This window comes from Paenibacillus germinis, assembly GCF_013141785.1.
GTDB lineage: Bacteria > Bacillota > Bacilli > Paenibacillales > NBRC-103111 > Paenibacillus_E > Paenibacillus_E phytorum.
On the sequence record NZ_WHOC01000164.1, the window covers coordinates 41,564 to 66,685 of the forward strand.

30 protein-coding genes, 2 tRNA genes and 2 riboswitches are annotated in these 25,122 nt (G+C 46.1%); of the genes, 7 read left to right on the forward strand and 25 right to left on the reverse strand.

Annotated features, from left to right (window positions below):
* Positions 1-32: 32 nt before the first annotated feature.
* The 14 genes from atpE to spoIIR form a co-directional block, all read right to left on the reverse strand.
* The gene (gene atpE / locus GC102_RS31935; RefSeq protein WP_028556930.1) at positions 33-257 is read right to left on the reverse strand and encodes a F0F1 ATP synthase subunit C; all 225 of its coding nucleotides are present in this window, start codon (positions 255-257) and stop codon (positions 33-35) included.
* Between the two features lie 79 nt (positions 258-336).
* Entirely contained in the window at positions 337-1,035 is a 699-nt protein-coding gene (gene atpB / locus GC102_RS31940) for a F0F1 ATP synthase subunit A (RefSeq protein ID WP_171642834.1), read from the reverse strand.
* 46 nt (positions 1,036-1,081) lie between these two features.
* Positions 1,082-1,462: an ATP synthase subunit I gene (locus GC102_RS31945; RefSeq protein WP_171642835.1), complete on the reverse strand. Its 381-nt coding sequence runs from the start codon at positions 1,460-1,462 to the stop codon at positions 1,082-1,084.
* Positions 1,462-1,683: an AtpZ/AtpI family protein gene (locus GC102_RS31950; RefSeq protein ID WP_171693081.1), complete on the reverse strand. Its 222-nt coding sequence runs from the start codon at positions 1,681-1,683 to the stop codon at positions 1,462-1,464. Before GC102_RS31950 ends, GC102_RS31945 begins: the two co-directional genes overlap by 1 nt.
* Positions 1,684-1,906: 223 nt before the next feature.
* Positions 1,907-3,043, reverse strand: coding sequence for a non-hydrolyzing UDP-N-acetylglucosamine 2-epimerase (gene wecB / locus GC102_RS31955; protein WP_171642837.1), 1,137 nt, complete (start codon positions 3,041-3,043; stop codon positions 1,907-1,909).
* Positions 3,044-3,096: 53 nt separating this feature from the next.
* A complete protein-coding gene (upp, locus tag GC102_RS31960; RefSeq protein WP_029195667.1) occupies positions 3,097-3,726 on the reverse strand; it encodes a uracil phosphoribosyltransferase in 630 nt (209 codons plus the stop codon).
* A 195-nt stretch (positions 3,727-3,921) separates the two neighbouring features.
* On the reverse strand, positions 3,922-5,745 hold the full coding sequence (locus GC102_RS31965) for an ABC transporter substrate-binding protein (RefSeq protein WP_171693082.1): 1,824 nt from the start codon (positions 5,743-5,745) through the stop codon (positions 3,922-3,924).
* A 138-nt stretch (positions 5,746-5,883) separates the two neighbouring features.
* Positions 5,884-7,134, reverse strand: a complete 1,251-nt coding sequence (glyA, locus tag GC102_RS31970) for a serine hydroxymethyltransferase (protein WP_171642839.1) — start codon at positions 7,132-7,134, stop codon at positions 5,884-5,886.
* Between the two features lie 65 nt (positions 7,135-7,199).
* A complete protein-coding gene (locus GC102_RS31975; protein WP_171693083.1) occupies positions 7,200-7,805 on the reverse strand; it encodes a TIGR01440 family protein in 606 nt (201 codons plus the stop codon).
* A gap of 40 nt (positions 7,806-7,845) precedes the next feature.
* Positions 7,846-8,304 (reverse strand): ribose 5-phosphate isomerase B, encoded by a 459-nt coding sequence (gene rpiB, locus GC102_RS31980; RefSeq protein ID WP_057303723.1) that lies wholly within the window; start codon positions 8,302-8,304, stop codon positions 7,846-7,848.
* A 104-nt stretch (positions 8,305-8,408) separates the two neighbouring features.
* A riboswitch (ZMP/ZTP riboswitch) is annotated at positions 8,409-8,489 on the reverse strand.
* Between the two features lie 76 nt (positions 8,490-8,565).
* Positions 8,566-9,159 (reverse strand): low molecular weight protein arginine phosphatase, encoded by a 594-nt coding sequence (locus tag GC102_RS31985; RefSeq protein WP_171693084.1) that lies wholly within the window; start codon positions 9,157-9,159, stop codon positions 8,566-8,568.
* A 122-nt stretch (positions 9,160-9,281) separates the two neighbouring features.
* Complete coding sequence (locus GC102_RS31990; protein ID WP_171693085.1) at positions 9,282-9,842, reverse strand: manganese efflux pump MntP; 561 nt, start codon at positions 9,840-9,842, stop codon at positions 9,282-9,284.
* Between the two features lie 64 nt (positions 9,843-9,906).
* Positions 9,907-10,980: an L-threonylcarbamoyladenylate synthase gene (locus GC102_RS31995; RefSeq protein ID WP_171693086.1), complete on the reverse strand. Its 1,074-nt coding sequence runs from the start codon at positions 10,978-10,980 to the stop codon at positions 9,907-9,909.
* 56 nt (positions 10,981-11,036) lie between these two features.
* Complete coding sequence (gene spoIIR, locus GC102_RS32000) at positions 11,037-11,795, reverse strand: stage II sporulation protein R (protein WP_171693087.1); 759 nt, start codon at positions 11,793-11,795, stop codon at positions 11,037-11,039.
* Between the two features lie 109 nt (positions 11,796-11,904).
* On the opposite strand from spoIIR, the gene GC102_RS32005 reads away from it, so the two are divergent.
* Positions 11,905-12,132, forward strand: a complete 228-nt coding sequence (locus GC102_RS32005) for a hypothetical protein (RefSeq protein WP_171693088.1) — start codon at positions 11,905-11,907, stop codon at positions 12,130-12,132.
* 492 nt (positions 12,133-12,624) lie between these two features.
* Here GC102_RS32005 and prmC read toward each other — a convergent pair whose 3' ends face one another.
* The 4 genes from prmC to GC102_RS32025 form a co-directional block, all read right to left on the reverse strand.
* Positions 12,625-13,512, reverse strand: a complete 888-nt coding sequence (prmC, locus tag GC102_RS32010) for a peptide chain release factor N(5)-glutamine methyltransferase (RefSeq protein WP_171693089.1) — start codon at positions 13,510-13,512, stop codon at positions 12,625-12,627.
* Positions 13,512-14,588, reverse strand: a complete 1,077-nt coding sequence (prfA, locus tag GC102_RS32015; protein WP_171693090.1) for a peptide chain release factor 1 — start codon at positions 14,586-14,588, stop codon at positions 13,512-13,514. The genes prmC and prfA overlap by 1 nt, the downstream gene beginning before the upstream one ends.
* A gap of 34 nt (positions 14,589-14,622) precedes the next feature.
* A complete protein-coding gene (gene ychF, locus GC102_RS32020) occupies positions 14,623-15,723 on the reverse strand; it encodes a redox-regulated ATPase YchF (RefSeq protein ID WP_057303716.1) in 1,101 nt (366 codons plus the stop codon).
* 78 nt (positions 15,724-15,801) lie between these two features.
* Complete coding sequence (locus GC102_RS32025) at positions 15,802-16,536, reverse strand: PilZ domain-containing protein (protein ID WP_171693091.1); 735 nt, start codon at positions 16,534-16,536, stop codon at positions 15,802-15,804.
* Between the two features lie 102 nt (positions 16,537-16,638).
* A riboswitch (cyclic di-GMP riboswitch) is annotated at positions 16,639-16,726 on the reverse strand.
* 278 nt (positions 16,727-17,004) lie between these two features.
* On the opposite strand from GC102_RS32025, the gene tadA reads away from it, so the two are divergent.
* A complete protein-coding gene (tadA, locus tag GC102_RS32030) occupies positions 17,005-17,442 on the forward strand; it encodes a tRNA adenosine(34) deaminase TadA (protein WP_376769427.1) in 438 nt (145 codons plus the stop codon).
* A 16-nt stretch (positions 17,443-17,458) separates the two neighbouring features.
* On the opposite strand, the gene GC102_RS32035 is transcribed toward tadA, so the two are convergent.
* Together GC102_RS32035 and GC102_RS40780 are read right to left on the reverse strand one after the other, a co-directional pair.
* On the reverse strand, positions 17,459-18,001 hold the full coding sequence (locus GC102_RS32035) for a DUF1697 domain-containing protein (protein ID WP_171693093.1): 543 nt from the start codon (positions 17,999-18,001) through the stop codon (positions 17,459-17,461).
* Between the two features lie 33 nt (positions 18,002-18,034).
* A complete protein-coding gene (locus GC102_RS40780) occupies positions 18,035-18,532 on the reverse strand; it encodes a DUF1648 domain-containing protein (protein WP_171693094.1) in 498 nt (165 codons plus the stop codon).
* A 153-nt stretch (positions 18,533-18,685) separates the two neighbouring features.
* Here GC102_RS40780 and GC102_RS32045 point away from each other — a divergent pair.
* The 5 genes from GC102_RS32045 (at position 18,686) to GC102_RS32065 (ending at position 22,511) form a co-directional block, all read left to right on the forward strand.
* Positions 18,686-18,759 (forward strand) — tRNA-Arg (locus tag GC102_RS32045).
* A 212-nt stretch (positions 18,760-18,971) separates the two neighbouring features.
* The gene (locus tag GC102_RS32050; protein ID WP_171693095.1) at positions 18,972-20,180 is read left to right on the forward strand and encodes an MFS transporter; all 1,209 of its coding nucleotides are present in this window, start codon (positions 18,972-18,974) and stop codon (positions 20,178-20,180) included.
* 60 nt (positions 20,181-20,240) lie between these two features.
* The gene (locus GC102_RS32055) at positions 20,241-20,843 is read left to right on the forward strand and encodes an RNA polymerase sigma factor (protein WP_312883429.1); all 603 of its coding nucleotides are present in this window, start codon (positions 20,241-20,243) and stop codon (positions 20,841-20,843) included.
* Positions 20,840-21,286 (forward strand): anti-sigma factor, encoded by a 447-nt coding sequence (locus GC102_RS32060; RefSeq protein WP_171642851.1) that lies wholly within the window; start codon positions 20,840-20,842, stop codon positions 21,284-21,286. The genes GC102_RS32055 and GC102_RS32060 overlap by 4 nt, the downstream gene beginning before the upstream one ends.
* A gap of 22 nt (positions 21,287-21,308) precedes the next feature.
* Entirely contained in the window at positions 21,309-22,511 is a 1,203-nt protein-coding gene (locus GC102_RS32065; RefSeq protein WP_216628235.1) for a hypothetical protein, read from the forward strand.
* Between the two features lie 269 nt (positions 22,512-22,780).
* On the opposite strand, the gene GC102_RS32070 is transcribed toward GC102_RS32065, so the two are convergent.
* From GC102_RS32070 to serS, 5 genes are all read right to left on the reverse strand, one after another.
* Positions 22,781-22,948 (reverse strand): small acid-soluble spore protein P, encoded by a 168-nt coding sequence (locus GC102_RS32070; RefSeq protein ID WP_171693096.1) that lies wholly within the window; start codon positions 22,946-22,948, stop codon positions 22,781-22,783.
* Positions 22,949-23,110, reverse strand: a complete 162-nt coding sequence (locus GC102_RS32075) for a hypothetical protein (protein ID WP_171693097.1) — start codon at positions 23,108-23,110, stop codon at positions 22,949-22,951.
* 21 nt (positions 23,111-23,131) lie between these two features.
* Positions 23,132-23,479: a hypothetical protein gene (locus GC102_RS32080; protein WP_171693098.1), complete on the reverse strand. Its 348-nt coding sequence runs from the start codon at positions 23,477-23,479 to the stop codon at positions 23,132-23,134.
* Positions 23,480-23,608: 129 nt separating this feature from the next.
* Positions 23,609-23,695 (reverse strand) — tRNA-Ser (locus tag GC102_RS32085).
* An 83-nt stretch (positions 23,696-23,778) separates the two neighbouring features.
* On the reverse strand, positions 23,779-25,059 hold the full coding sequence (gene serS, locus GC102_RS32090; RefSeq protein ID WP_171693099.1) for a serine--tRNA ligase: 1,281 nt from the start codon (positions 25,057-25,059) through the stop codon (positions 23,779-23,781).
* Between the last annotated feature and the right edge of the window lie 63 nt (positions 25,060-25,122).

Sequence of the window (25,122 nt, forward strand, 5' to 3'; positions counted from 1 at the left end):
GGCGACTACGGCCATCAACGCCAAGCGGTTTCTTAAGCTTTTCCCATAAAGATGAACGCAAGAACCAATGCAACGACCGGCATTGCCTCAACTAGACCTACCCCGATAAACATTGTTGTTTGAAGCGTACCACGAAGTTCTGGTTGACGGGAAATACCTTCCAAAGCGCGACCTACGATCAAACCGTTACCAATACCTGCACCTAGTGCTCCCAAACCGAATACGATACCTGCTGCTACTAATGCTATTGCTCCCATTGATAAAATCCTCCCTTAAACTCTTAGGTTTTTGTTGTTTTATAAGTGACTCGAGACTTCCCGAGGTAAGTCTAGTGCTTTAGTGCTTTTCTTCGTGAATCAATGTTTGCGAGATATAAACCATGGTTAACATCGTGAATACGAAGGCTTGAATCGCACCAACGAACACACTGAAGCCCTGCCATACGAAGAGAGGCGCAATTCCAAACCAACCTGCTCCAACAATGACAGATATCATGATTTCACCTGCATAAATGTTACCGTAAAGACGGAACGCAAGCGTAAGTGGCTTGGATACAACTTCAATTAAATGAAGGATCAACATTGCCCCTTTGAATTCAAAATAATGCGCGAAGTAATGCTTTGTGTTACGTGTTATCCCTAAGAAGTGACTTAGTACGATAACGATAACGGTTAACGCTCCTGTTACTGCGATATCAGCTGTTGGTGATTTCCACCAAGATACATGATCTTCTGTCACGATCGAGAAAGGTAGGCCAAGCATGTTGCCGATAAAGATGTACATAATGAGCGTAAGACCAAGTGCAATAAACCCTTTGCCATGCTTGGAACCGATCGTGCTTCCAATGATGCCTTCTACAAACTCAATGGTCCATTCCATGAAGTTTTGCAATTTCGAAGGATTTGTTACGGATGCTCGGCTCGCTCCTGCAATTGCAAGAATTAGCACAATAACTGTGGTAATCCCGATCATCATCAGTGCTGATGCATCGAAATGAAAGCCTAACCACTCAAACTCTGGTACCTTATGTTCCATATTTTCCATTTTCACCCCTTTCATCCATTGAAGTTACATCGTGGAATTACTTCTTAGACTTCTTAATAGAAAGAATACCCAGTACGAGTGTTGCCAATTGAGCAAAAAAGTATCCAACAATCGTCGTGGTTAGTGCAACATGTTCGGGATACCTGACGGCAACCAAACCGACAAACCCAGCGATTGCTGCCCTTGTCAGAAAGCCAAGGGTTACCTTGCGCCCTGACTGCTCTATCGCAGCTGCTGCCAGCTTGTTAATCTTCCAGGCCAAAAACCTTGCATTAATCATACTTGCAATGGAACCAAGCATAATGCCGGCAAAGTAAATGCGGTAATCGACAAGAAGCGCCCATGCAGCCAAACAAAAGGATAAAAAGAAAAGAAATACATTTTGAACCGTTTTCAGAGTGGCTGAAAAGTCGTCCATCATAGCCCTCCGTACTGCTTTATCATGAAGTAAATGCTAATGATGCCGGTTACAAGCCCCAGTAAAAATCCACCTAGCAACCAGAACTGTCCACCTAGTGTGCCACTTAACCAATCACCGAAGAAATATCCGGCTGCCAAACATACGGCAAGGTCTATGCCAATTGCACTAGTTAACGCTACTGCCCGCCAAGGATTATCATTGGAATTTGGCCGTTTCATCGCATCCTCCTGGGTGTTTTCCACATGGGAAAACGCGTCTCGTAGCAATACCACTACGAATCCTCATTCATTGTATCGAAGCCATGCAAGGTTTGTCAATTGAAGGAACTTCATTTGTGACTTCTTACAAAACCCCTCAGAGCCTTGCGGCTCTAGGGTTTGCGAGTTTCCAAACCAAACAGTCGAACTGTACGCTGTAGCGTTTGTCATGATTTTGTCACGGTTAGAATGCTTCCGGACGCTCAGAGGTCTTGCCGAAGTGATAAAGTATCGCTTGCACGATGCGTTCAGACGATTTTCCATCCCCATAAGGGTTGGCGGCTTGACTCATTTTGTTGTATAAATCTGGATCTGTTAGAAGCGCTCGAGCACGCTCATAGACCACTTCCTCATCCGTTCCAACGAGTTCAAGCGTACCTGCCTGGATACCTTCAGGACGTTCTGTCGTATCGCGCAGAACTAGAACCGGCACACCAAAAGACGGCGCTTCTTCTTGAAGACCACCAGAGTCTGTCAGGATCATATGGGCGTGCGGATAGAAGTTGTGGAACTCGAATACATCAAATGGGTCTACCAGCTTGATGCGTGGATGATTGCCCAGGATCTCATGTGCAGGTTCCTTGACTGCAGGACTTAGATGCACGGGATAAACGATCGCAATATCTTCGAACTCATCGGCAATACGTTTCACAGCACGGAAGATTTGACGGTGAGGCTCTCCTTGCGATTCACGACGATGAGCCGTCATCAAGATCAGCTTACGGCCTGCTGCCCATTCCAATACAGGGTGTTCAAATTTCTCTTGTACCGTGTATTTAAACACATCCGTAACCGTATTCCCCGTCACATAAATCTGGGATTCAGATTTATTTTCTTTGCGCAGATTGTCAGCCGATTGCTGCGTTGGAGCAAAGTGCAGATCCGCTATTACACCTGTTAATTGACGATTCATTTCCTCCGGGTAAGGGGACATTTTGTTCCACGTACGAAGACCTGCCTCGACATGTCCCACTTGAATTTGCTGCATGAATGCCGCATAGCTTGCAAGGAATGTTGTCAATGTGTCGCCGTGGACGAGAATCAGGTCAGGCTTAGCTTCTTGGAAGACAGGCTCCAAACCTTGCAGTACACGCATCGTAATTTCATTCAGCGTTTGACGGTCTTTCATGACGTTCAAGTCGAAATCAGGTTTAATTTTGAAAATATCGAGCACCTGATCCAGCATTTGTCGATGCTGCGCTGTCACACAGACGAGGGACTCAATATGCTCAGGATGCTTTTCCAGCTCCAAAATAAGCGGAGCCATCTTAATCGCTTCGGGTCTTGTTCCGAAGATCGTAATGACTTTTAAACGTTTCATCGGTTTCTTCTCCCCTTAGAGCTTTGCGTAGCAAAGCTGACTTCGTAAGCAAATTATTTAGTGCCGAACAGACGATCTCCCGCATCACCTAGTCCCGGTACGATATAGCCATGATCGTTCAGGTAGTCATCAACGGCAGCTACGTAAATATCAACATCAGGATGCTCTTGTTGAACTGCTTTGATCCCTTCTGGTGCTGCAATTAAGCACATCAGCTTCATTTGCGTACAGCCTCTGCGTTTCAGCACTTCAATCGCCATATTTGCGGATCCGCCTGTAGCCAGCATCGGGTCAATAACAATTAACTCCCGCTCCAGGACATCTGTCGGCAGCTTCACATAATATTCGACAGGCTGAAGCGTGTCAGGATCACGGTACAAGCCAACATGTCCAACTTTTGCAGCCGGAATCAGCTTAAGTATCCCATCTACCATGCCCAGACCTGCACGCAGGATCGGAATGAGTCCCAGCATTCTGCCAGAAATAATACGGCAATCTGCTGTAGTCACAGGTGTTTTCACCTGAACATGCTCAAGCGGAATATCTCTCGTAATCTCATAGGCCATTAAAGTCGCAACCTCGTCTACGAGATCTCGAAAATCCTTCGTTTTCGTATTCTCATCCCGAATATAAGTGAGCTTATGTTGAATTAGCGGATGATCACAAATAAATAACTTCCCCATAATTTCCTCCTAAAAAACTGCATTTTATATGTATTTCACAAAAAAAATATCGTCATGGTACGACAAACCTCGTCCATTATATCATATGTTATCCAACTTATCCTCTGTAAAACCAAAGCTTCCGTGAATATCCATTTTACACGAAAAAACCACTAGGAATATTCATCCGAGTGGCTTTGGTATAACATGATGAGCTCAATCTACGATTTCGGGGCAGAACCAGATACTCTTGAAGTCGAACCAACCGAGCGTATTGAAAGAAATACCTTGAAGGTGTGGGCTATACACTAATTGTTGGGTCGTATGAAGAAGAAATAAGACCGATTGGTTTTGCGATAATAATCCTTGCATAGAGTGGATTCGTTGTAAACGTACCTGACTGTCAGGCTCTGCTTCGATTGAGGCAATTGTTTCATCGAACGTTCTGCGCTGCTCATCGGTCGCGTATACGCGCAGTGCCAAGTTACCTATCTTATACATCTCAATCAGACAACGGGCCTCATCGTCATCTGCGACAACCCCGCCGACAATGATATCTGCACATTGCATCCTATGCACCTTGGACATTTCCTCAAAAGAATATTCCTGTAGAGCTACCTGAATTCCGATTTCGAGGCAGCGAGCATGAACCCATTCAGCTAGGGCACGATTTTTTGGGGTAAAAATCATCGTAATCGGCTGGCCTTCATATCCACATTGACTTAGTAATTCTCTAGCTCGTTCAGGCTGGTCATCGTCTGGCAGTTCGACTGGCGAATCGGTCGGCAAGAAATCCGCGGCAGGTATCGCATTATATAGTCCCAGTTCCTTAATCATGCCGCTACGATTTAGTACTAGCTGAAGCGATTGACGAAAATGGATATCCTGCTGAGGCCCTTCCTTTCGTAAATTAAAGACTAACATGCTAGAACCCAGCATCATGATTTCTTTTTTACACCAATGCGCCGGTGCCGGCTGTTTAGAATGACTGAGCTTGCCCATTTGGAAGTTCAGCTGCTGCCACCTTCGCTCACTCACCATCTCCGGAACGCAAAGCAGTTCGATACGATCTAGGTGGGCGGATTCCCGGTAATAATCCTCGAACGCTTCGAATGTTACGCCTCCTTCGTCATACCTCGTAATCCGGAACGGACCCGTCCCGACGGGCAGCATGCCTGGATCGCTCACTTTCTGAGCGCTGTACACATCAGCCGGTACGATCGCAGCCTGATAGGAACTTACGTAGTGAGGAAACATATAATTCGGCGCATTCAACTCGACTCTAACGGTCAGCCGATCCACTGCGCGGATGTCTCTAACGGATTCCAGCAGCCAGCGGTTTGGAGAATCTTCCGTGCCTAGTGTACGCACCCGATTAAGCGAAAAGACCGCATCTGCCGATGTCATCTCACGACCATGATGGAATCGCACCCGCTTACGCAAATAAAACGTCCAGATCGTTGCATTCTCGTTACATTCCCAGTCATGCGCCAAACCTGGCTCTAAGCTGCCGCAAGCAGGATCAAAATAGAGCAGCGTATCGAAAGCCTGCTTCACGAGATGGAGATCGCCAGAGAAGAGCACATCCACAGGGTCTAGGGTCAAAACTCTCATCTGCATCGGCAATCGAAGGGTTTCAGGATCGCCGGACTCAAGGGTCCCTCTATACCCAAAGTAACTTCCTAACCAAGCTAAGAATCGATCCATGACTCCTGGATCCAATCCTTCTATTTGAAACAAACTCATCGCACTGTTCAAATTCCCCTGTTCAACATGCAATTTTGCTTCAGTAAACAAAAGATCTTCGACGGAAGCCAGAAACCGGATCATAGAACGGTTACCGCGCCCGCGACCCGGTGTCCAGGAAATCCATGCCATCTCAATCATCTTGCGAATCAATATTTTCACATTGCGTTCCGTACAATACAGGTAACCGGCTATTTCTTCAACGGAGACGGGCACATCCATATCGGTTTGTTGAAAATTGTGAACCCGCATTAAAGTTGTTTTCAACTGCACGTACTGTAAAACAAGCTGCATGGATGCAACCTCCTTTTACACGAATTACCAAGAAGTATAGGTCTGCCCCCATACTTTCGTCAACAGCCTCTGGACGGATAAAAGGGTAAAAAAAAGCCGACTCCAGAGAGCCGACCTGAACATATTTTTAAATTAGAATTAATAAGTTAAACCTGGGTAAAGCGGATACTGCGCTGTAAGGTCTTTCACTAAACCGCGTGCTTTCTCCAAAACAGCTTCGTCTTTCGGGTTTTTCAGGGTAAGTCCAATCACTTTCGCGATTGTTTTCATTGCTTCTTCATTCATACCACGGGATGTTACAGCCGGTGTACCTAGGCGGATACCGCTAGTGATGAACGGACTTGTTGGGTCAAACGGAATCGCGTTTTTGTTTGCTGTAATACCAATTTCGTCTAGAACGTGTTCAGCGTCTTTACCCGAAATGTTCAAGTTGCGCAAATCGATCAGCATCAAGTGGTTATCCGTACCGCCAGAAACAAGGTTAATGCCTTCAGCTGTTAAAGCAGTCGCCAATGCTTGCGCATTGTTGATCACGTTTTGTCCGTATGTTTTGAAATCTGGTTGCAGAGCTTCACCGAAGGAAACAGCTTTTGCTGCAATTGTGTGCATCAAAGGACCACCTTGGGTACCAGGGAAAACGGCTTTATCGATCGCTGCTGCCCAAGCTTTGCGTGTAAGAATCATACCGCCGCGAGGACCGCGAAGCGTTTTGTGCGTTGTTGTCGTTACGAAATGTGCGTGCGGCACTGGGTTCGGATGCAAACCAGCAGCAACAAGACCCGCGATATGAGCCATATCGACGAAGAACAGTGCGCCTACATCATTTGCAATGGAAGCCAATGCTTCGAAATCAATCGTGCGCGGGTAAGCACTTGCGCCAGCTACGAGCATGCGAGGCTTATGTTTGAATGCAGCTTTACGAACATCGTCGTAATCAATGCGGAAATCTTTCTCGCTTACACCGTAAGCTACGAAGTTGTAGAGAATACCGGATGCATTCACTGGGCTACCGTGTGTTAAGTGACCACCATGTGCCAGGTTCATACCTAGTACTGTATCACCAGGGTTTAGGGCTGCCAAGTAAACAGCCATGTTAGCTTGTGCGCCGGAATGCGGTTGAACGTTCGCGTGCTCAGCACCGAAAAGCTCTTTTGCACGATCGCGAGCGATATCTTCTACGATGTCTACGTGCTCGCAGCCGCCATAGTATCTTTTGCCTGGGTAGCCTTCTGCATATTTGTTCGTTAACACTGTACCCATAGCTTCAAGAACAGCTTGGCTAACGATGTTTTCGGATGCAATAAGCTCAATTTTGTCACGTTGGCGGGCAAGCTCAAGGTTCATGGCTGCTACAATTTTAGGATCTTGTTTGCTCAAAAAGTTTGTCATATTAAATTCCTCCTACAGAGTAGTTTTATCTGTTAAGTCTTAATTCCTTTTGATAGTTAAAAAGTTTAACAATCTGCATCGAGTGCGGCTGTTTGATAGAGTTGTTCCGCTTCATCGGGTAGGTAGACAGCTCTTGTACCGCCAATCAGCTTAGGCCGGGTAAAAGCCATTGTGACATAGGCATGGCCAATGTTGCGCACTGGCGGTCTTGCTGGCACAGCAACTGGGCGCAGATGCATCCCGATGAGCGTGCTGCCAATATCGATTCCGGCATGTGCCTGAATCGTCTCGACAACAACTGGCTTCGCGAAATGGCGATACGCATAGGAGGCCATCGAACCTCCGGCCCTTGGCACCGGAATGACAGAGACTGGCACAAGCTGAGGCGCATGCGATAGCAGCTCTTCCTCAATAACGATTGCACGGTTCAAATGCTCGCAGCATTGAAAGGCTAAGTGCAGCCCGAACTCGTGGCTTATGCGCTGCGCCGTTTCAAAGATCGGCTTAGCTGCATCCAGCGTACCCGATGTACCGATCCTATGCCCGAGAATTTCACTCGTGCTCGTTCCGATAATCAGAATGTGACCTGATCTTAGATTGCCGACTTTGACCAATTCCCGAAGATTCGTTTCCAAAGCCTCGGCAATATTAGAAAGAATGGAATCTGTCATCGTGATCCCTCGCTTCTGGAATTTTCCGTTAGGAGATATTCTATGGATGCAATGTGAAACGGTCTTCGATACTTTGCACTTTGTTAATGCGATTCTGGTGGCGAACACCTTGGGAAAACTCGGTTTCGAGCCAAATTTTCACGATTTCCTCAGCTACACCCGGGCCAATAACACGTTCCCCTAAGGCAAGTACGTTCGTATCATTGTGCTCCCGCGTCGCTTTCGCTGAAAAAAGATCATGTACAAGTGCACAGCGGATGCCCGGAACCTTATTCGCGGCAATTGACATCCCGATACCGGTTCCGCAAATCAGAATACCTTTGTCAGCTTCACCTGAAACTACTTGCTCACAAACTTTAAGCGCATAGTCGGGATAATCGACCGAATCTGCACAGCTGCAGCCGTAATCGACGACTTGGTGACCTAATGACTCAATAAAAGGAATGATAACATCTTTCAAACGATAGCCTGCATGATCCGCACCTAAAGCAATTTTCATGAATAGAACGCTCCTTTGCTTGTTCGAAATTCGACCATCCTATTATATCCCAAAGCTCACCAGAAAACGAAAAAAAGAGCGGACACGCTAGAAAACGCGCGTTGCTCTTTTGCCCAGGCGACCGGCCGTATAGCTCAATGCTCCATTGTGGTTACTCCCACTCGTCGCCAGTTACATTGAGTCTTGATTGATACCTCTATTTTATCGCATTCTACCCCATGTGTAAAGATGTATCCGCAATTCATATATCTAGAACCTGAGTTATTTGGAACCTTCGTTTCGTGCACGTATTTTATGAACCAATTTATCTAAACTCCCGCTGATTTCCTCAGCCGTTTGTCGGTAAATCTCTATGGAGCCTCCGAACGGGTCAGAAATGTCAAAGTCAGGAATCGCATGTTCAAGTTTAAAAATCCGGCTTCTTTCTTCTATAGACACTGCTTGCGAAAGAGCTTGCTTGAGCTGAAGCTCCGTAACGAGCTGCTCCCTTTCCTCAATCGCCTGTAAAATATGAGCGTCATCCTCGACGTACTCTTTGAGCGTAAATGTTTTCTCAATCGCACCCGGAAACCGCTGGATGACCGTACGCTTATGACCCATCGTCATGGTCAAAATGAGATCAGCCCAATTCACTTCAGACTCTTGGATCGCCAAAGAACTAATGGAATCCTTGAAACCCGCTTCCTGTAAAAGCGATGCACTATTTCGGGAGATTGGACCGCCCGTCACCGCGGACACCCCTGCTGAACGAACCTCCGCCGCAAGCCCTTCTTGGTGCACCCTGATACGCAGCAAACCTTCTGCTAATGGACTGCGGCACGTATTTCCTGTACAGACAAATAGAATTCGCAACATGATTCCCTCCTAAGAGCTTTCCGTAGGAAAGCTAACTTCGTAAGCATAAACTGAGTTTTGCATAGCAAAACTTTCTTCGTAAGCATAATCTAAGACGAATACTTTTCTATACCCCTATTGTATCATAGTAAAAATTTGATCCCAAACGTGAGCAAAATAAGCCCGCCAAACGCCTCGCCATACTCGCCTACCCAGCCGCTTACCCGCCTACCCACCATTAAACCGGCGATGGAAAGCAAACCCCCAAACAGACCAAATATCAGCACCGTCAACAAAATATCCGTAGCAAACATACCAAGAGATACACCCACAGAGAATGAATCAATACTAACACTAAGTGAGAAGATCGTCAGGCCCAAAATTGACCTATGATCAAAAGAAGTCGCTTCTTCTCCACGAATCGAACTATACACCATATGCGAACCCAGCAGAATGAGCAAACATCCCCCAGCGGCTGTAGCGACATTACCAAGCAGCGAAGAAACATATTGCCCCATAAACATACCCATTAAAGGCATGAGGACGTGGAAAACAGCAATTACGACGCTTATTTTCATAATATCAATTAAACGAATACCCTTCATCCCTATGCCAATCCCTAAGGAAAAAGCATCCAGGCCCAAAGCAATCGCCATAATAATAATTGTTACCAGCTGCCCAAATTCTACCCCAGATGCGAGCATAGTGCTATCCCCCTTGTCCACGTTTCTCTCTCAAGATATGCGGACAAACAGGGAATCATGCTAGCTAAACACGTACAAGCCGATGACCGGCTGCTTTACGAAGTCGATTCATAATCGCACGGCCAATCCCCGTTTCTGGACAGCCCTCTGCAGCAATATATTGAACGCCTTCTTGATCAAATTGCCTTAACGCAGCATAAAGATCCTGAGCGATTGTTTCCGGTTGCGATAACGATCCACAGGCAATAACCAAATCAGCATGGTAACGAGAAGCTCTCTCCTCAAATGTAAGAATACCCGTTGACTCACCTCGTGCCTTGGCGGCATCAATATCTTTTTGGATCCATTCAGTAACAGTTTCTAGATCTCCACCTTGAACGATATGCATAAATCCTTTTGGTGCGTAATGTGTGTACTTCATCCCTGGAGCACGCGGTGTTTCGGAATCTTGTACCTCTTCCCGCTCTGGCTCATGAATCCGTATGGCAGGCAGTGCCGATTGCAGCTGCTCTGCCGTAACGCCGCCAGGGCGCAAAATGTAAAGCTCACCGGCTACAAGCTCGATCACAGTCGACTCGACACCAACCCCAGTTGCACCACCATCCACAATCCCGCCAATAAGACCATCTAAATCATCTCTGACATGAGATGCGAGTGTTGGACTAGGTCTGCCTGAGCTATTGGCACTCGGCGCGGCTATGGGAAGTCCCGCTTCACGAAGAAGCTGCAAAGCCACAGGATGATCCGGAATTCGCACACCCACAGTCTTAAGACCAGCGGTTACTAACGGCGAAATGCCACCTGTTTTCACAGGCAGCACAATGGTAAGAGGACCTGGCCAGAAAACCCCCATAAGCTGGCGATGATCCTCTGTTACACGATTAGATAGAATTAAACATGAGAGCTGTTCGACATCAGCAATGTGAACAATCAGCGGGTTATCTGAAGGCCGACCTTTCGCAGAGAAAATCCTTTCGACAGCTGCCGTATTCGTAGCGTCTGCCCCAAGACCATATACAGTCTCTGTAGGAAAGGCTACTGTTTCACCACTTCGGAGAAGCAGGGCAGCTTCAGCTAAATCCCCACCTATCTCGGTCCCAATACCCTGATCCACTTTCCAGTATTTTGTCACGATCATCTATCATCCTAACTTCAAAATAAAATTCTGATCCTAATGGCAACTGGTGACTTTTCTTAGCTGAACCACGATACGATCTTCTTCACCATTTCCCAGATAAAAAACTTAACTTGTGGCTGCTTAGCATCAACGGATTCCGTTTTTTCTTCTACTTGTGCATCTTTAACATCTTTAACGGCAGGCTTAGATTTGTCGGGTTTAACCGTTGGAGCAACTTTACTGTCTTTCGTTGCAGGTGTAGGAGAGGATTGTACCTTCCCATCACCCTCTGTTTTCGCTACAACAGCAGCCGATGCTACCGCTTCTCCGGATAAGGAATCCACGAAACATAATGGCGGAAACAACACACACCACCAGTTCTGACCTTCCCCCGTTCCAATCGTCACGCGCAGCGCTTCATATTCTCCTGCTGGGTACACTTCATTTCCGTACATTTTCGTTGGAAAAGGAACTTTACCGAGCTCAACTGTATGTGAATAGCTATACCCACGTGCTTTAATCATTTGTCCAACTAGTATATCAAACTCGGGTAAGTGGGCTTTTACTACTTCTCTTGCGTCATCCAGCGTTTGGGGTCCAATGACCCACTCCTGCATACGAGCAATAATAGCATCACGAATCTCGCGTTTCAACGCTTGATCCTGCGCCGAATCGGAGTTTGCTAGAATACGTAAGCGAATAGATTCTTCCGGTATCGTAGGCGAAATAACCGCCGCATTTGTACGATTCGATTCCCAACAAGTTATCATAACAATAAGTGCAAAAGCTACTAATAATAAAGATTTATAAGAATGCCGATTAGATCTCTTAACCATGAGGAAAAGCCCCTTTCCCTTCGCTTCTACTAGCCAGTATGGGCAATAAGAGGAGGAGCTAAACCTAGTAATCTATTTAATTTTGTGAAAAATGATAGAGTTGGGTGGGATGGGTTCGTTGGTGATGGTAAGAGGTGGGATTAACAGTGAAAAACATCGCTATCAGGCCCGTGATTACTCGGAACCCACTGGTAAGGATGAAAAACGCCCTTATCTGACACCAATTCCTCCGAATCAACCTGATAGCTTGTCTGTAAGAGTGAAAAACATCGCTAAAGTGGCACATCGACTCATTAAAGCAACTTTAACGATGAAAAACACTCTTATCAGCCCATGAATACCTCGGAACTGCCAGATAGCCCGTCTGTAAGAGTGAAAAACATCACTAAAGTGACTCTTCTGCTCATATAAGCTGCTTTAACGATGAAAAACACTCTTAGCAGCCCATGAATACCTCGGAACTGCCAGGTAGCCCGTCTGTAAGAGCGAAATACATCTCTAAAGTGACTCTTCTGCTCATATAAGCAGCTTTAGCGATGAAAAACATTCTTAGCAGCCCATGAATACCTCGGAACTGAAAAGTAGCCCGTCTGTAAGAGTGAAAAACATCGCTAAAGAGACTCTTCTACTCATATAAGCAGCTTTAGCGATGAAAAACATTCTTATCAGGCCCTGATTACCTCGAAACCACCATAAGCTTGTCTGTAAGAGAGAAATACATCTCTAAAGTGACTCTTCAGCTAATATAAGTGACTTTTGCGATGAAAAACACTCTTATCTGCCCCCCATACCTCGGTGCTATCCAAAAATATCGTGTTCGTTCCCAATTCTACGAGTCTCGCGATCGGATCGCGATCACATGGCGATCAATGCCCTGGAGATCCTGCACGAATCGGATCTCGTCCCAGTCAGCGGCGGCGCGCAGCATCGCCGCCACAGCCTCCGCCTGCCGAATGCCCACCTCGAACCCGACCATAGTCGGGATTCGCGGCAGCTGCGGCAGCTGCGAGATCATCCGGCGGTAAAGGTCGAGTCCCTCGACACCGCCGAACAAAGCCGTGTGCGGCTCGAACAGCCGCACCTCCGGCTGAAGCGCCGGCAGGTCGCCATCAGGGATATACGGTGGGTTAGACACCAGTATATCCGGCGCGATCCGGCGCGCAATAAAGGGCTCGAGAAGATCGCCCTCGAGCCACTCCACCCGCGCAGCCACGCCGTGGCGCTGCGCATTCACGCGAGCCATCTCCAGCGCTGCCGCGGAGATGTCGCTGGCCGCCACGCGCCACGCAGGGCGCGCGTGTGCCACAGTCACCGGGATCGCTCCGCTCCCGGTGCCCACATCCGCAAGCAGCGGAGCGCCTTGCGGGAACAGACGCGAGCCCTCATGGAGCAAAGCTTCCACGAGCAGCTCCGTCTCCGGCCGCGGAATTAACACGGCCGGGCTAACCACAAAAGGAAGGCCGAAGAAATCCTGCTCGCCGATAATATACTGCACCGGCTCACCCGCGGCCTTCCGCTCCACTAGCTGGCGCCACGTTTCCGCCAGCTCCACAGGAAACTGTTCCGGAAAACGGAACAGCAGCTCCGTCCGACTGCAGCTGAGCAAGTGCTGCAGCAGCAATTCCACACAGGAAGCAGCCTCGGCCACACCGAGCTTCCCTAAAAAAGAAGAAGCCTCAACAAAGGCTTCTCTTAAACTCTTAGCAGCAGTCGACATCACATTGCCTGCTCCCCGTTATCCAAAGCATCGGACTGCGCTGCAATCGTGAGCGCCGAAACGATCTCTGCCATGTCACCATTAAGCACAGTTTCTAAGCGATGCAAAGTCAAACCAATACGATGATCGGTTATCCGGCTTTGCGGGAAGTTATACGTACGAATACGTTCGGAACGGTCACCCGTACCTACCTTGCTTTTACGCTCGCCCGCATATTTCGCTTCCTCTTCCTCACGCATTTTATCGGAAATACGTGTACGAAGCACGCGCAGCGCTGACTCTTTATTCGAGTTCTGCGATTTACCATCCTGACAAGTCGCTACGATACCCGTAGGTACATGCGTCACACGTACAGCGGATTTCGTCGTATTAACTGACTGACCGCCCGCTCCACTTGAACAGAACGTATCAACGCGAATATCCGCATCATGGATGACAATCTCAACATCTTCCGCTTCCGGCATAACCACTACCGTCGACGTTGAGGTATGGATACGTCCACTTGATTCCGTTACAGGAATTCGTTGTACACGGTGCGCCCCACTCTCATACTTCAACTTACTATAAGCGCCTTTACCAGTGATCATGAAAATAATCTCTTTAAACCCGCCCAAATCGTTCACAGAAGCATCGAGAATCTCCGTTCTCCATCCTTGCGCGTCCGCATAGCGCGTATACATCCGATACAAATCGCCCGCGAACAAAGCAGCTTCGTCGCCGCCTGCCGCACCGCGAATTTCGACGATTACGTTCTTATCATCATTAGGGTCTTTAGGCATCATGAGCATTCTAAGTTGTTCTTCCAACTTGGCAGATTGCTCGCTAAGCTCATCGATCTCCATTTTGACCATTTCACGCATTTCATCGTCCAGCTTTTCGTTTTGCATCACTTTGGCATCGGCCAGCTGTTCGCTCACACTCTTATATTCGTTATAAGCATCATATGCTTCTTGAAGATCAGATTGCTCTTTAGAGTATTCTCTAAGCTTCTTCGTGTCACTCGTTACATCCGGGTCACACAACAATTCGCTTAATTTATCATAGCGGTCCACAATGGACTGAAGTCGATCCAACATATAGGATCACTCCTTTCTTTACTTTTTTTATTAATTACACATTAAATCTGAAATGCATGACGTCCCCGTCATTCACCACATACTCTTTACCTTCGAGACGCACTTGGCCTTTTTCTTTCGCACCATTCATCGACCCTGCAGCTGCCAAATCATTATAAGAGACGACTTCAGCACGAATAAAACCACGTTCGAAATCGGTATGAATAACACCAGCCGCTTGAGGAGCTTTCGTTCCCTTGCGGATTGTCCATGCTCTTACTTCCTGCACCCCAGCTGTGAAATACGTGTACAAGCCAAGTTTTCTATAAGCTGCTTTAATCAATCTATTCAAGCCGGACTCTTGAAGTCCCAACTCTTCGAGGAACATCGCTTTTTCTTCATCTTCCAACTCGGCGATTTCGGATTCAACCTTCGCACTGATCGACACCACTTCGTTGTTTTCGCTCTCAGCAAATTCTTTCACAATTTTCACAAAAGGATTTTCATCTGCTGTTGCTACTTCATCTTCACTTACGTTTGCCGCATAAAGCACGGGTTTCATGGTCAATAAATGAAGGTCGCGCACGAGAAGTTTCTCATCTTCGCTGAGATCCAGACTGCGTGCCGGTTTATCTGCATAAAGCGCTTCTTTAATACGCTCTAAACACTCCACTTCAGCAACAACCTTTTTGTCGCCGCCCTTGAGGTTTTTGCGTGAACGCTCGATCTTCTTCTCTACCGACTCAATATCTGCCAAAATCAATTCAAGATTAATCGTTTCGATATCGCCGATCGGGTCAACTTTACCGGAAACGTGAGTAATATTATCATCTTCAAAACAACGAACAACATGCACAATGGCATCCACTTCACGAATGTGTGCCAAAAATTTATTTCCAAGCCCTTCGCCTTTGCTCGCACCCTTTACTAAACCCGCAATATCAACGAATTCAAAGGCTGTCGGGACAATGCTCTTAGGCACAACGATCTCTACCAGCTTCTGCAATCTCTCGTCTGGTACTTCAACTACCCCAACATTCGGATCGATCGTACAAAACGGATAATTCGCAGATTCTGCCCCCGCCTGTGTAATTGCATTAAACAATGTCGATTTTCCTACGTTCGGTAGACCGACGATACCTGCTTTCAAAGCCATTGTAGTTACAACTCCTTAATTTTCGAAAATCATCCTTCTTATTATATAGCACTTGGAACTCAAAAAAAAGCCTGAAGGCTATTGATTCGCCGCAGACTTTTTTTCCGTTGCTTTTTTAAATTGCGCTTCCCGCTTCTGTACGAAGTAAGTTTCGATCTGATTCGTAAGGATAAAACCCCTTAGCGCATTGGTTTTTTCCTGCGGAATGTCGATATAACTAGCCCCATAATAGAAATCATTTTCAACCTTTTCTTTTCTTACAATTTCCATCGAACAAGTCATCGTAAAGCCCAAATCCAGCTCAACTTCGAGGTGGGAATGCTTTTGAACGATCTTATCAACCATAGAATTATCATTAATGGTAAATCCTAAGCCGTTAATGGATATATTTTTGATTGAAATACCAAGTGGGTTTTCAAAGTGATGTTTATTCCTTTTATTCATATCCTGAAGTCCGAATAAGAGACCTGTATGTTTCACATCCACACGAGGGAATTCCCTTTTTTCTGCAAATTTCTTGCGATTTTCAGGTGGATTAATGACAATGACGGAGCCGAATTCTTTGGCAACAACGGTTGTATTCATCACAAACAAGCCGGATTTGGTATAAACCGTCATTTTCGCTTTATCACCAAGTTGAAAGACATCGTATTCCGGTAGTTCCACCTCAATAATGTCTCCGAGTGCATAAGTTAGTACGCCAGTGGCTACGAAATCATCCTTTCCCAATACAGCCTTACTATCGATTAGTACATCAGCGTCATATCCCTCCTTGCTTCCGTAATATTTCATGATGTTATACCCGTTGGCCATTATAATTAACACCTCTCCCTTTACCCAAGTTATTCCCTATATAAAAATAAACTGCCCCTTATGAAGGAGCAGCCTATTACCTTAATCAAGAAAGCATCGATTTTCGGTAACCAGGCTGCCATAGTTCCAAAGGAACCGTAGACCCTTAGCTTTGCGTCCTTGCTTTTCAACAAGTTTGCCATTTTCGAACCTTGCTATTTACTTCTACCTATCACGTTCTATATGGTCTAAAAGACCTACTAATATCTATCATTATACCTAGCACAGTTGCTATTATCAACAAAATTCCTTGCATAGCTGATCATTTTGTTGTATGTAATGTAGAAAGATTAAATATCCACAGCTTTTTAAGTTATCCACAAAGCTATCCACAGGTTGTTAACAACGGAATGAATGTTCGATTGTTATGCACATGTGGATAAAAATATATTAGCGAGGTGTCCCCCTGTGGATGAACATATCCCCTGGATGAAAGAAGCGATTCAAGAGGCTCTCAAAGCCGAAGCTATCCGAGAAGTACCGATTGGAGCGGTCGTTGTCCACCAAGGTCAAATCATCGGCCGCGGCTACAATTTGCGTGAAACAACCCTAGATCCTCTCGCTCATGCCGAAATGATCGCCATCAAACAAGCGAGCGAACATCTGGGGGCCTGGCGGCTTTTGGATTGCCAGCTCTACGTCACCCTAGAGCCTTGCCCAATGTGTGCGGGTGCGATTGTCCAATCGCGGATTCCTCAGGTCATCTACGGCACCATTGATCCGAAGGCCGGCTGTGCCGGAACGCTCATGAATTTGCTGCAGGAGGACCGGTTCAATCACCGAGTCGATGTCATTAGCGGCGTTTTGCAAGAAGAGTGTTCAACGATGCTTACCCAATTTTTCCGTAAATTACGCGGTAAAGCTTAGAAGTCCTGCTTTACTTCTAACTCTGCATCGCCGATGCCAACTCAGCCAGTTTGTTCATCGTATTCCAATTGCGTGTTGTCGCCGTATCCCCAAGCTTCTGGATATTGCTCGCAAGTTTCGAATCCAGAACGCTTTGACGAAATAGATAATAAATCTCACGCCCATTGATCTGGAATTCATCGACATCGCTTACTCCTTTGGATAAGATGTCGGCGGTTTGTTGCGGAGGATATTCCGATAGCACAGAAATTTGTATCGTTTCGCCTTCTAATAAAGCATCCACTTCATATGGACAAGTCGCAAGAATCTGCGCCAGCTCCTCTACCGTACGCAAAATGACGGAAGGTGAAACGCCTACAGCTTTGCTGATCTCCTGCTCGATACGTTGGCGCAGCGGTTCCACCGCCTCCTCCGACATGAACAAGACATTGCCACTTTGCAAATACGTTTGCACCTTAGCAAGTCCCGCCACTTCCAGTGTCTTTTTCAAATCCGCCATCTTGATTTTGTTCTTTCCTCCTACGTTAATACCACGCAGAAAACCAATGTAAACTTTCATTTCGGCATCCTCTTCCTTTGATCTAATTATGCATTACTTTAGTTTGATGGATCGAATGAAAAAGAAAATAACCGTACCCAGAATTAAAAGCAATACAATGCTAAATATCCATATATTTAAAGCAACACTATTTCCCCTTGCAATTTGGATAAGGGTCCATTCGACATACCCAAACAACACAACGATCAGCATCTTTAAACAGTTCATGAATAAGCGTGCATTACCATATTGCCAGGTGGCATTTTCATTCGTAATTTTGTAAGGATAATTAAAGGTATGGGGATATTTGCTTAAGACAGTTAAACCTATATAGAGGATCAAGGTTATCACTGGCAGCAGAAAAAGACTGAATTTGTTTCCCCAACCGTCCTCTTTCCCTTGACCGTTAAAATGTATGGGTATTCTTTCTGGTATCAGGGTCCAGACATAGGCTAAATATCCGAAAGTACACAAAATGACTAGGATGGATACTCCATCTAGAATTTTTTCTGTTATTGTTTTTGAAATTATGAATACAGGTCGTTTTTCCAAAATGACACTTCCTCTCTATTCAAAATAAAGGAAATTAAAGTTAATCCCTAACCTATTCTTCATTTCAAATGAACATTCCTTGTCCCGAAGAAAAACCACCCTACTCAAAAGGTTGCGCCACGAAAGCCTTCGTGCTATCATAATTCTTGCCATGCGCCCGTAGCTCAGCAGGATAGAGCAACAGTTTCCTAAACTGTAGGCCGGATGTTCGAATCATCTCGGGCGCGTATACGAAACACCAAACAGAGCCACCTCAAACAGGTGACTCTTTTTTTACGTACTATTTCAATTTACAAGGCACATTCATTTCCACCCATTGTCTTTTTTTTGCAAACATCCAATCATAGCCTTGCTGCAATCGATGTTCTATAATAAAACGATAGATTTATTAGTCCTCATTTCGATTCAAGAACTTAATCCGAAAGGAGCTCCCTCTTCGATGACAAGCATCAAAGCTTCATCCTCCTATCGCATTCCGCTCTTTTGTATAGTCACATTGCTGTTCTGGATGTCGATGTATACGAGCGTTCCCATTATGGCGCCTTACGTAGAATTCCTTGGCGGGAACCACCAGTTGGCCGGATGGATTGTCGGCATGTACGGGATCTCCCAAATGCTGCTGCGAATTCCCGTAGGTATCATGTCAGACCGGTTTCATAAGAGGAAGCTATTTATTACCTTTGGCCTGCTATTCACGGCTATAACCGGTTTAGGACTATGGATCACTCATGATTTCACATGGATCCTTATTCTCCGAGCACTGGCAGGCGCAGCCGCGGCAACCTGGGTTGATTTCACCGTATTATTTACGAGTTACTATAAGCATGAAGATTCAACGAAAGCGATCGGAACGATCTCCTTCTTCAATTCACTTGGGCAGGTTTTCGGTATTCTCGGTGCAGGGTGGGCGGCAGATTCCTTCGGCTGGGAGGCCGTCTTCATTTTGGGAGCTGTGCTTGGCTTGCTGGGGATGATTGGATCCCTTTTCCTAGTAGAAAAAGTTGAGCTCGATGCGCCTAAAATTACGATGCGCGGTATCAGTGACGTTGCGACAGACCGTACGCTGCTGTTCGTTTCCTTACTCGCTATCTTGTCGCAAGTCCTCATATTCGCAACAGTTTTCGGATTTACGCCCGTTTATGCAACCCAGCTTGGAGCTGATAAATTCTCCTTGTCGATGCTCTCGTTATTTGCCAACGTACCGGTAGCGCTAGCGTCCTTATTTGGCGGGCGGCGATGGGCTGTCCGGTACGGGGAGAAACGCATGGTTGTATGGGGTTTTATTCTTATGGGGATATTTACATTTACGATTCCTTTTACGCATCACCTTTGGGTGCTGATGGTTACACAGGCTTTTGCCGGCTTTGGTCGCGGTCTTTCTTTTACCTTACTCATGGGGATGAGTATTAAACATATGCCTGCGGATAAGCGGGCGACGGCAATGGGCTTTTTCCAAGCTATTTATGGATTAGGCATGTTCATTGGACCCGTTCTTATGGGTATAATCGGCGATTGGTTCTCTCTAAATCAGGGATTTATTGTGCTGGGTGTACTTGGCGTTTTGAGTGCACTCCTATCTCAATGGTTCGTACAAATTACGCCTTCTAAGCATCAAGCTAAACCTAGCTGTTCTACTGCTGCACTTTAAAATAGGGAACGGATCTTGAAGATTCGTTCTTTTTCTTTTTGAAATCGTGCAGGGGTACCGGTGATTGCCTTCGTCTATTCATGCGGAGAGGAGGAGAAGCATATTCAGGAACAAGCACTCGTAAAGCGCATATTGAATGGCGATGAGGCCGCATTCCGTGAGCTTGTAACAACATATCGTCACTATTTGTTCCAAACGATCTATGCCATTGTACGCCACGCTAAGGATGCCGAAGATTTATCACAGGATGTTTGGACCCGGATATATTTCTCCCTCCCTCAGTATCAAATGAAGGGTCTGAAAACCTGGATGACTCGCATCGCGGTGAACCGGGCTATCGATTTCAAACGATCGGCCAGCAGACGTAGGGAAGAAATGACGGCTGAAATGGAGGAACCCATCCAATCCTCTAGCTCCCATCCTTATTCTGAGCATGGTGTGGAACATGAAGTGATGCTAAATGAGACGACTGAGCTCGTGCGTAAGAAGCTTCATCAAATCCCTGCCAACTATCATGAAGTATTAACGGCCTACTATATTCATCATCAGTCATATCAAGATATTGCCAATGCTCATGGGGTAACAGTCAAAACGGTAGAATCCAAGCTTTATAGAGCCAAGCAGTGGCTTCGTAACCATTGGAAGGAGGAGGAATTCTTGTGAACCATTATAATGAACAAGCGTGGAAGCAATATGTGGAAGAGCGACTGTCACCCGATCATTTAAGTGAGATGGAGCTTCACCTGTATCAGTGTGATGAATGCTTGACGATGTATATGACATGTTTGGAACAAATGGAAACTGTACTGCCAATCATGGAAAGGGATACGCAAGAGTATGTGGATGCCATCATTGCTCGTACAACAGGAACTAAGCGCTCTTGGTACCACTCAACTATGCTGCATTATGGTATTGCGGCTGCGGCTACACTCATCCTGGTTGCTATCGGCTTCTTTCACGGAATTTCGCAGGAATTGGACTCTGTAGGTTCATTTAAACCTGCTAACTCTATAAATACCTCTTCCTCCCTACAAACAGATAAACCGATATCGGACCAATTGTTAAATAAAACACTGACGTGGCTAGACACGTTACAAAATAAATAAAAACAAGGAGGTTACACCCTTAATGCCTAATAAAAGCAGCCTAGTCGCTTTCCTGCTGTCCTTCATACCTGGAGTAGGCCATCTATATATGAACCGCTTATTCCGCGGGCTCCTATACGGTGGTGGGTTCTTTGGATCGTTATTCCTTATCTTCGTGGGAGTCGCTTTTTTACACGCCCCGGATGACTTCCTGATTTTTATTGCCTTGCTGGCTGCCTTGACATGGGTTGTGAATATGCTGGATATGATTATCTTCCTGCTGCGCTCACAGCCCTATCGCCTGCCTAGCTCTTACGGGTCTGAGGAGCATAGCCAGCATGAGCAGCCTTCCTGGGACGCGAATCCTTATTCCACTCGAATGGCTAGTCAACAAGAAAAAACAAAAATTATGCTGCTCTCCTTCATCCCTGGACTCGGCCATTATCAGCTTGGGTTGATGCATAGAGGTCTTACGGCGATGGTCTCCTTCTTTGGTGTTGCGATATTAGTATTCTTCGTCACCATCATGACGCATAACGAAGGCTTTGTTGCCTTTTTGTTGGCCTTGCCAGTACTGTGGTTTTACACAATGTTTGATGCACTGAAGCAACAGGGGAATAAACAAGCGGGGTTAGAGCTTATAGATCGCAGTATTTTCGAAGACTTCCACTTTGGGGATGACTATGGGCGCAAAAACCGGACATTGGCAACAATTATCGCCATTTTTCCAGGTGCAGCTCACTTGTACCTCTCTATGACGAAACGCGGCGTCCAGCTAATGGCGATCTTCCTTTTCTCCATTTATATATTGGATGTACTCCGATTGTCTCTGTTTTTATTTTTGATCCCGATTCTCTGGTTTTTTAGCTTTTTTGATGCTTTGCAGAGCATTACGAAGTACGAAAATGGTACCCTAATTGACAAACCAATCATCGAGAATTGGACGGCTTATCAACGACCCATTGGCATGGTTTTGATCTTACTTGGCAGCTACTATGTCTTAAAAGATGTTGTTGTCCAATTTATGTATCAAATTCTACCTAGCGCAAGGAATTACATGTATTTAATTACAAATTTCAGCCAAACCCTCATCGTAGCCCTGCTGCTGATCGGTGGCGGCATACGTTTGTTATTGAACCGCAAACAACACGTTTCAACGTTTACTGATGAAGCTCATTCGGGGCCGCACCAATCGAATCCAATGCCTCAACACTATCTAGAAATCGACGAAAAAAAGAACCCCTAAGGGTTCTTTTTTGTCGGTGTTGATTGATTTCTTTAAAACGTGTTACACGTAAACCTTAGGAAAATCTGCTTATAAAACACGGTAAGTGTCTTTGGCACATCCCCTCCAGCCTGATTATAACAGGTAGAAAAGTCCTCTATGCAACGGTTGTTTCCCTTTCGCTAAACGCTCCAACGGAACCACACCTCTCTGCTCACCGACAAGATATAGTATGTCCGGCTCTCCGGTTTTTAAACATTTTGTAAAAATTTTTTTTCTAAAACGATTATTTAATGCCCGTGTCCCTGGCCTTCCCCATGAGTACCCCTAGAATGATTCTGATTCTTCACTTTTTTGGAGCCTGATAATGGCTGAGGACTATTATTACGATCACTATTTTTTACTGAACCGTTTTCTACCAGACTATCCCCGGCGGAATAAGATCTCTGTTTAGCCATCTAGTGGTTTCCCCTATTCTTATCATGGTTTACTGCATCTTGATGTCTATTATCATTGACTTGCTGCTGCACTTGCTGAGCCTGATGGCTGTTAACAGGGCTAGCTTCAAAATCTTTGGCTACATTCTGCAAATTTTTATCAACCGCTCTTTGTCTTGTCATTGTGAACTCCTCCTTCGCCCTTTAAGCGTGTGTTACTCTCTGCAAGGCTTGTGCGCATTCATGGATATGGCGAATGTAATCATCCACCATAGTCTGCACAATTTCGCTGGTCTCATCAATGTGTGTTGTGCCCTGCTGCACATCAGTCAGTTCAACCCTAACCTCTCTGTCGTCCACGTAGGTGACTTTAAAATCGATTGTATAGCCCGTATGCCCTGACGCCATAATATGAACCCTCAGTGCCTGAGGATCGGCCTCATCGGCCCATACACGCGCCTGATCGGTTTCATGCAGCGTTGTCGGGAGTACCGTCATCCACTCATTTACCAATTCAGCTTGATCAATCGTTAGCTTGTCAGTTTTGCTCATAGGTAACACCTCCACATGTATAAAATGCGGAGGATACCCGTCTTTTATCCATGTAAAAAAACAACAAAAAAAGCCACACGATTCGTGAAAGAATCGCATGACTTCTTGGTTGGGGTATTACCATGGTTACGGAGAGGGTGGGATTCGAACCCACGGAGACCTTGCGACCTCGGCGGTTTTCAAGACCGCTGCCTTAAACCACTCGACCACCTCTCCACGATAGGTGTCTCCTTGTGGGGAGACAACCTTGTGCAGTGACAAAAAGCATTGTAGCACAGAACTTATAGGAGAATCAAGTGCTATTTTTTTGTAATCACTTTGACATTGTTCATGTAAGGAATGAGAACGTCAGGAACCTGAATCGAACCGTCAGCTTGCTGGTAATTTTCGAGAATCGCAGCCACTGTACGACCAAGCGCAAGACCTGATCCATTCAGCGTATGTACAAATTCCGGCTTCGCCTTCGCATCTCTGCGGAAGCGAATATTCGCTCTGCGAGCTTGGAAGTCTTCGAAGTTACTGCAGCTAGAGATTTCACGGTACGCGCCGCTGTTTGGCAGCCATACTTCCAGATCGTACGTCTTAGCCGACGTGAAGCCGATATCCCCCGTGCAGAGTGACAACACACGGTAAGGCAGCTTCAGAAGCTGTAGAACGCGCTCAGCATGCCCTGTAAGCCTCTCCAGCTCATCGTAGGAGTCTTCGGGCTTAACTAGCTTAACAAGCTCAATTTTGTTGAATTGGTGCTGTCTGATTAAGCCGCGTGTATCTCTACCTGCAGATCCAGCTTCTGAACGGAAACACGCACTGAACGCAACGAAATTAACAGGAAGCTGCTCGTTTGTGAGAATATCTTCCCGGTGATAATTCGTTACCGGAACTTCGGCGGTCGGAATCAGAAAATAATCCGAATTCTCAATTTTAAATACATCTTCCTCAAACTTCGGAAGCTGTCCTGTTCCCGTCAAACTCTCGCGGTTAACGATATAAGGAGGCAGCATTTCTTCATAACCATGCTCATCGCTGTGCAGGTCCATCATGAAGTTAATCAATGCACGCTCCAGCCTTGCGCCAAGCCCTTTGTAGAAAACAAAACGCGAACCCGTCACCTTGGCTGCAGCTTCGAAATCCAGAATGCCCAGCTCTTGTGCTACTTCCCAATGCGGCTTCACTTCGTAATCGAATTGTGGAATCTCGCCTACCCGGCGCAGTTCCACATTCTCTTCTTCCGTGCGGCCCACAGGAACGCTTGCATGGGGCATATTCGGGATGGAGAGTAAGATCTGCTGTAAGGACTCGTCCAGTACACGGATCTCGTCATCTAGCTCTTTTATGCGGTCTCCGACGACTTTCATTTCTTGGATCAGCTCATCCGCATTCTCGCCCGATCTTTTACGCCCAGCTACCTCTTGGGATACCGTATTTCGGCGGTTTTTGAGCTGCTCGGTTTCTTGTAAGAGCTCTCTGCGCTTCAAATCTAATTCCGTGAAGCCGTTCAACTCTTCAATTTGTTTACCGCGGTTTTGCATTGCAGCTTGCACAGCTGCCAAATCACTTCGAAGTAACTTTACATCAAACAAGGAGATTCCTCCGTTAGCGCAAAATGGTTAGAATATGGAAGCAAGCACCTTTACCGGCTATAA

Bases quoted from the DNA above. Each gene is read 5' to 3' on its own strand.
- atpE (WP_028556930.1), bottom strand. From the start codon at position 257: ATGGGAGCAATAGCATTAGTAGCAGCAGGTATCGTATTCGGTTTGGGA.
- atpB (WP_171642834.1), bottom strand. From the start codon at position 1,035: ATGGAACATAAGGTACCAGAGTTTGAGTGGTTAGGCTTTCATTTCGAT.
- GC102_RS31945 (WP_171642835.1), bottom strand. From the start codon at position 1,462: ATGGACGACTTTTCAGCCACTCTGAAAACGGTTCAAAATGTATTTCTT.
- GC102_RS31950 (WP_171693081.1), bottom strand. From the start codon at position 1,683: ATGAAACGGCCAAATTCCAATGATAATCCTTGGCGGGCAGTAGCGTTA.
- wecB (WP_171642837.1), bottom strand. From the start codon at position 3,043: ATGAAACGTTTAAAAGTCATTACGATCTTCGGAACAAGACCCGAAGCG.
- upp (WP_029195667.1), bottom strand. From the start codon at position 3,726: ATGGGGAAGTTATTTATTTGTGATCATCCGCTAATTCAACATAAGCTC.
- GC102_RS31965 (WP_171693082.1), bottom strand. From the start codon at position 5,745: ATGCAGCTTGTTTTACAGTACGTGCAGTTGAAAACAACTTTAATGCGG.
- glyA (WP_171642839.1), bottom strand. From the start codon at position 7,134: ATGACAAACTTTTTGAGCAAACAAGATCCTAAAATTGTAGCAGCCATG.
- GC102_RS31975 (WP_171693083.1), bottom strand. From the start codon at position 7,805: ATGACAGATTCCATTCTTTCTAATATTGCCGAGGCTTTGGAAACGAAT.
- rpiB (WP_057303723.1), bottom strand. From the start codon at position 8,304: ATGAAAATTGCTTTAGGTGCGGATCATGCAGGCTATCGTTTGAAAGAT.
- GC102_RS31985 (WP_171693084.1), bottom strand. From the start codon at position 9,159: ATGTTGCGAATTCTATTTGTCTGTACAGGAAATACGTGCCGCAGTCCA.
- GC102_RS31990 (WP_171693085.1), bottom strand. From the start codon at position 9,842: ATGCTCGCATCTGGGGTAGAATTTGGGCAGCTGGTAACAATTATTATT.
- GC102_RS31995 (WP_171693086.1), bottom strand. From the start codon at position 10,980: ATGATCGTGACAAAATACTGGAAAGTGGATCAGGGTATTGGGACCGAG.
- spoIIR (WP_171693087.1), bottom strand. From the start codon at position 11,795: ATGGTTAAGAGATCTAATCGGCATTCTTATAAATCTTTATTATTAGTA.
- GC102_RS32005 (WP_171693088.1), top strand. From the start codon at position 11,905: ATGGGTTCGTTGGTGATGGTAAGAGGTGGGATTAACAGTGAAAAACAT.
- prmC (WP_171693089.1), bottom strand. From the start codon at position 13,512: ATGTCGACTGCTGCTAAGAGTTTAAGAGAAGCCTTTGTTGAGGCTTCT.
- prfA (WP_171693090.1), bottom strand. From the start codon at position 14,588: ATGTTGGATCGACTTCAGTCCATTGTGGACCGCTATGATAAATTAAGC.
- ychF (WP_057303716.1), bottom strand. From the start codon at position 15,723: ATGGCTTTGAAAGCAGGTATCGTCGGTCTACCGAACGTAGGAAAATCG.
- GC102_RS32025 (WP_171693091.1), bottom strand. From the start codon at position 16,536: ATGGCCAACGGGTATAACATCATGAAATATTACGGAAGCAAGGAGGGA.
- tadA (WP_376769427.1), top strand. From the start codon at position 17,005: ATGAAAGAAGCGATTCAAGAGGCTCTCAAAGCCGAAGCTATCCGAGAA.
- GC102_RS32035 (WP_171693093.1), bottom strand. From the start codon at position 18,001: ATGAAAGTTTACATTGGTTTTCTGCGTGGTATTAACGTAGGAGGAAAG.
- GC102_RS32050 (WP_171693095.1), top strand. From the start codon at position 18,972: ATGACAAGCATCAAAGCTTCATCCTCCTATCGCATTCCGCTCTTTTGT.
- GC102_RS32065 (WP_216628235.1), top strand. From the start codon at position 21,309: ATGCCTAATAAAAGCAGCCTAGTCGCTTTCCTGCTGTCCTTCATACCT.
- GC102_RS32070 (WP_171693096.1), bottom strand. From the start codon at position 22,948: ATGGCTAAACAGAGATCTTATTCCGCCGGGGATAGTCTGGTAGAAAAC.
- GC102_RS32075 (WP_171693097.1), bottom strand. From the start codon at position 23,110: ATGACAAGACAAAGAGCGGTTGATAAAAATTTGCAGAATGTAGCCAAA.
- GC102_RS32080 (WP_171693098.1), bottom strand. From the start codon at position 23,479: ATGAGCAAAACTGACAAGCTAACGATTGATCAAGCTGAATTGGTAAAT.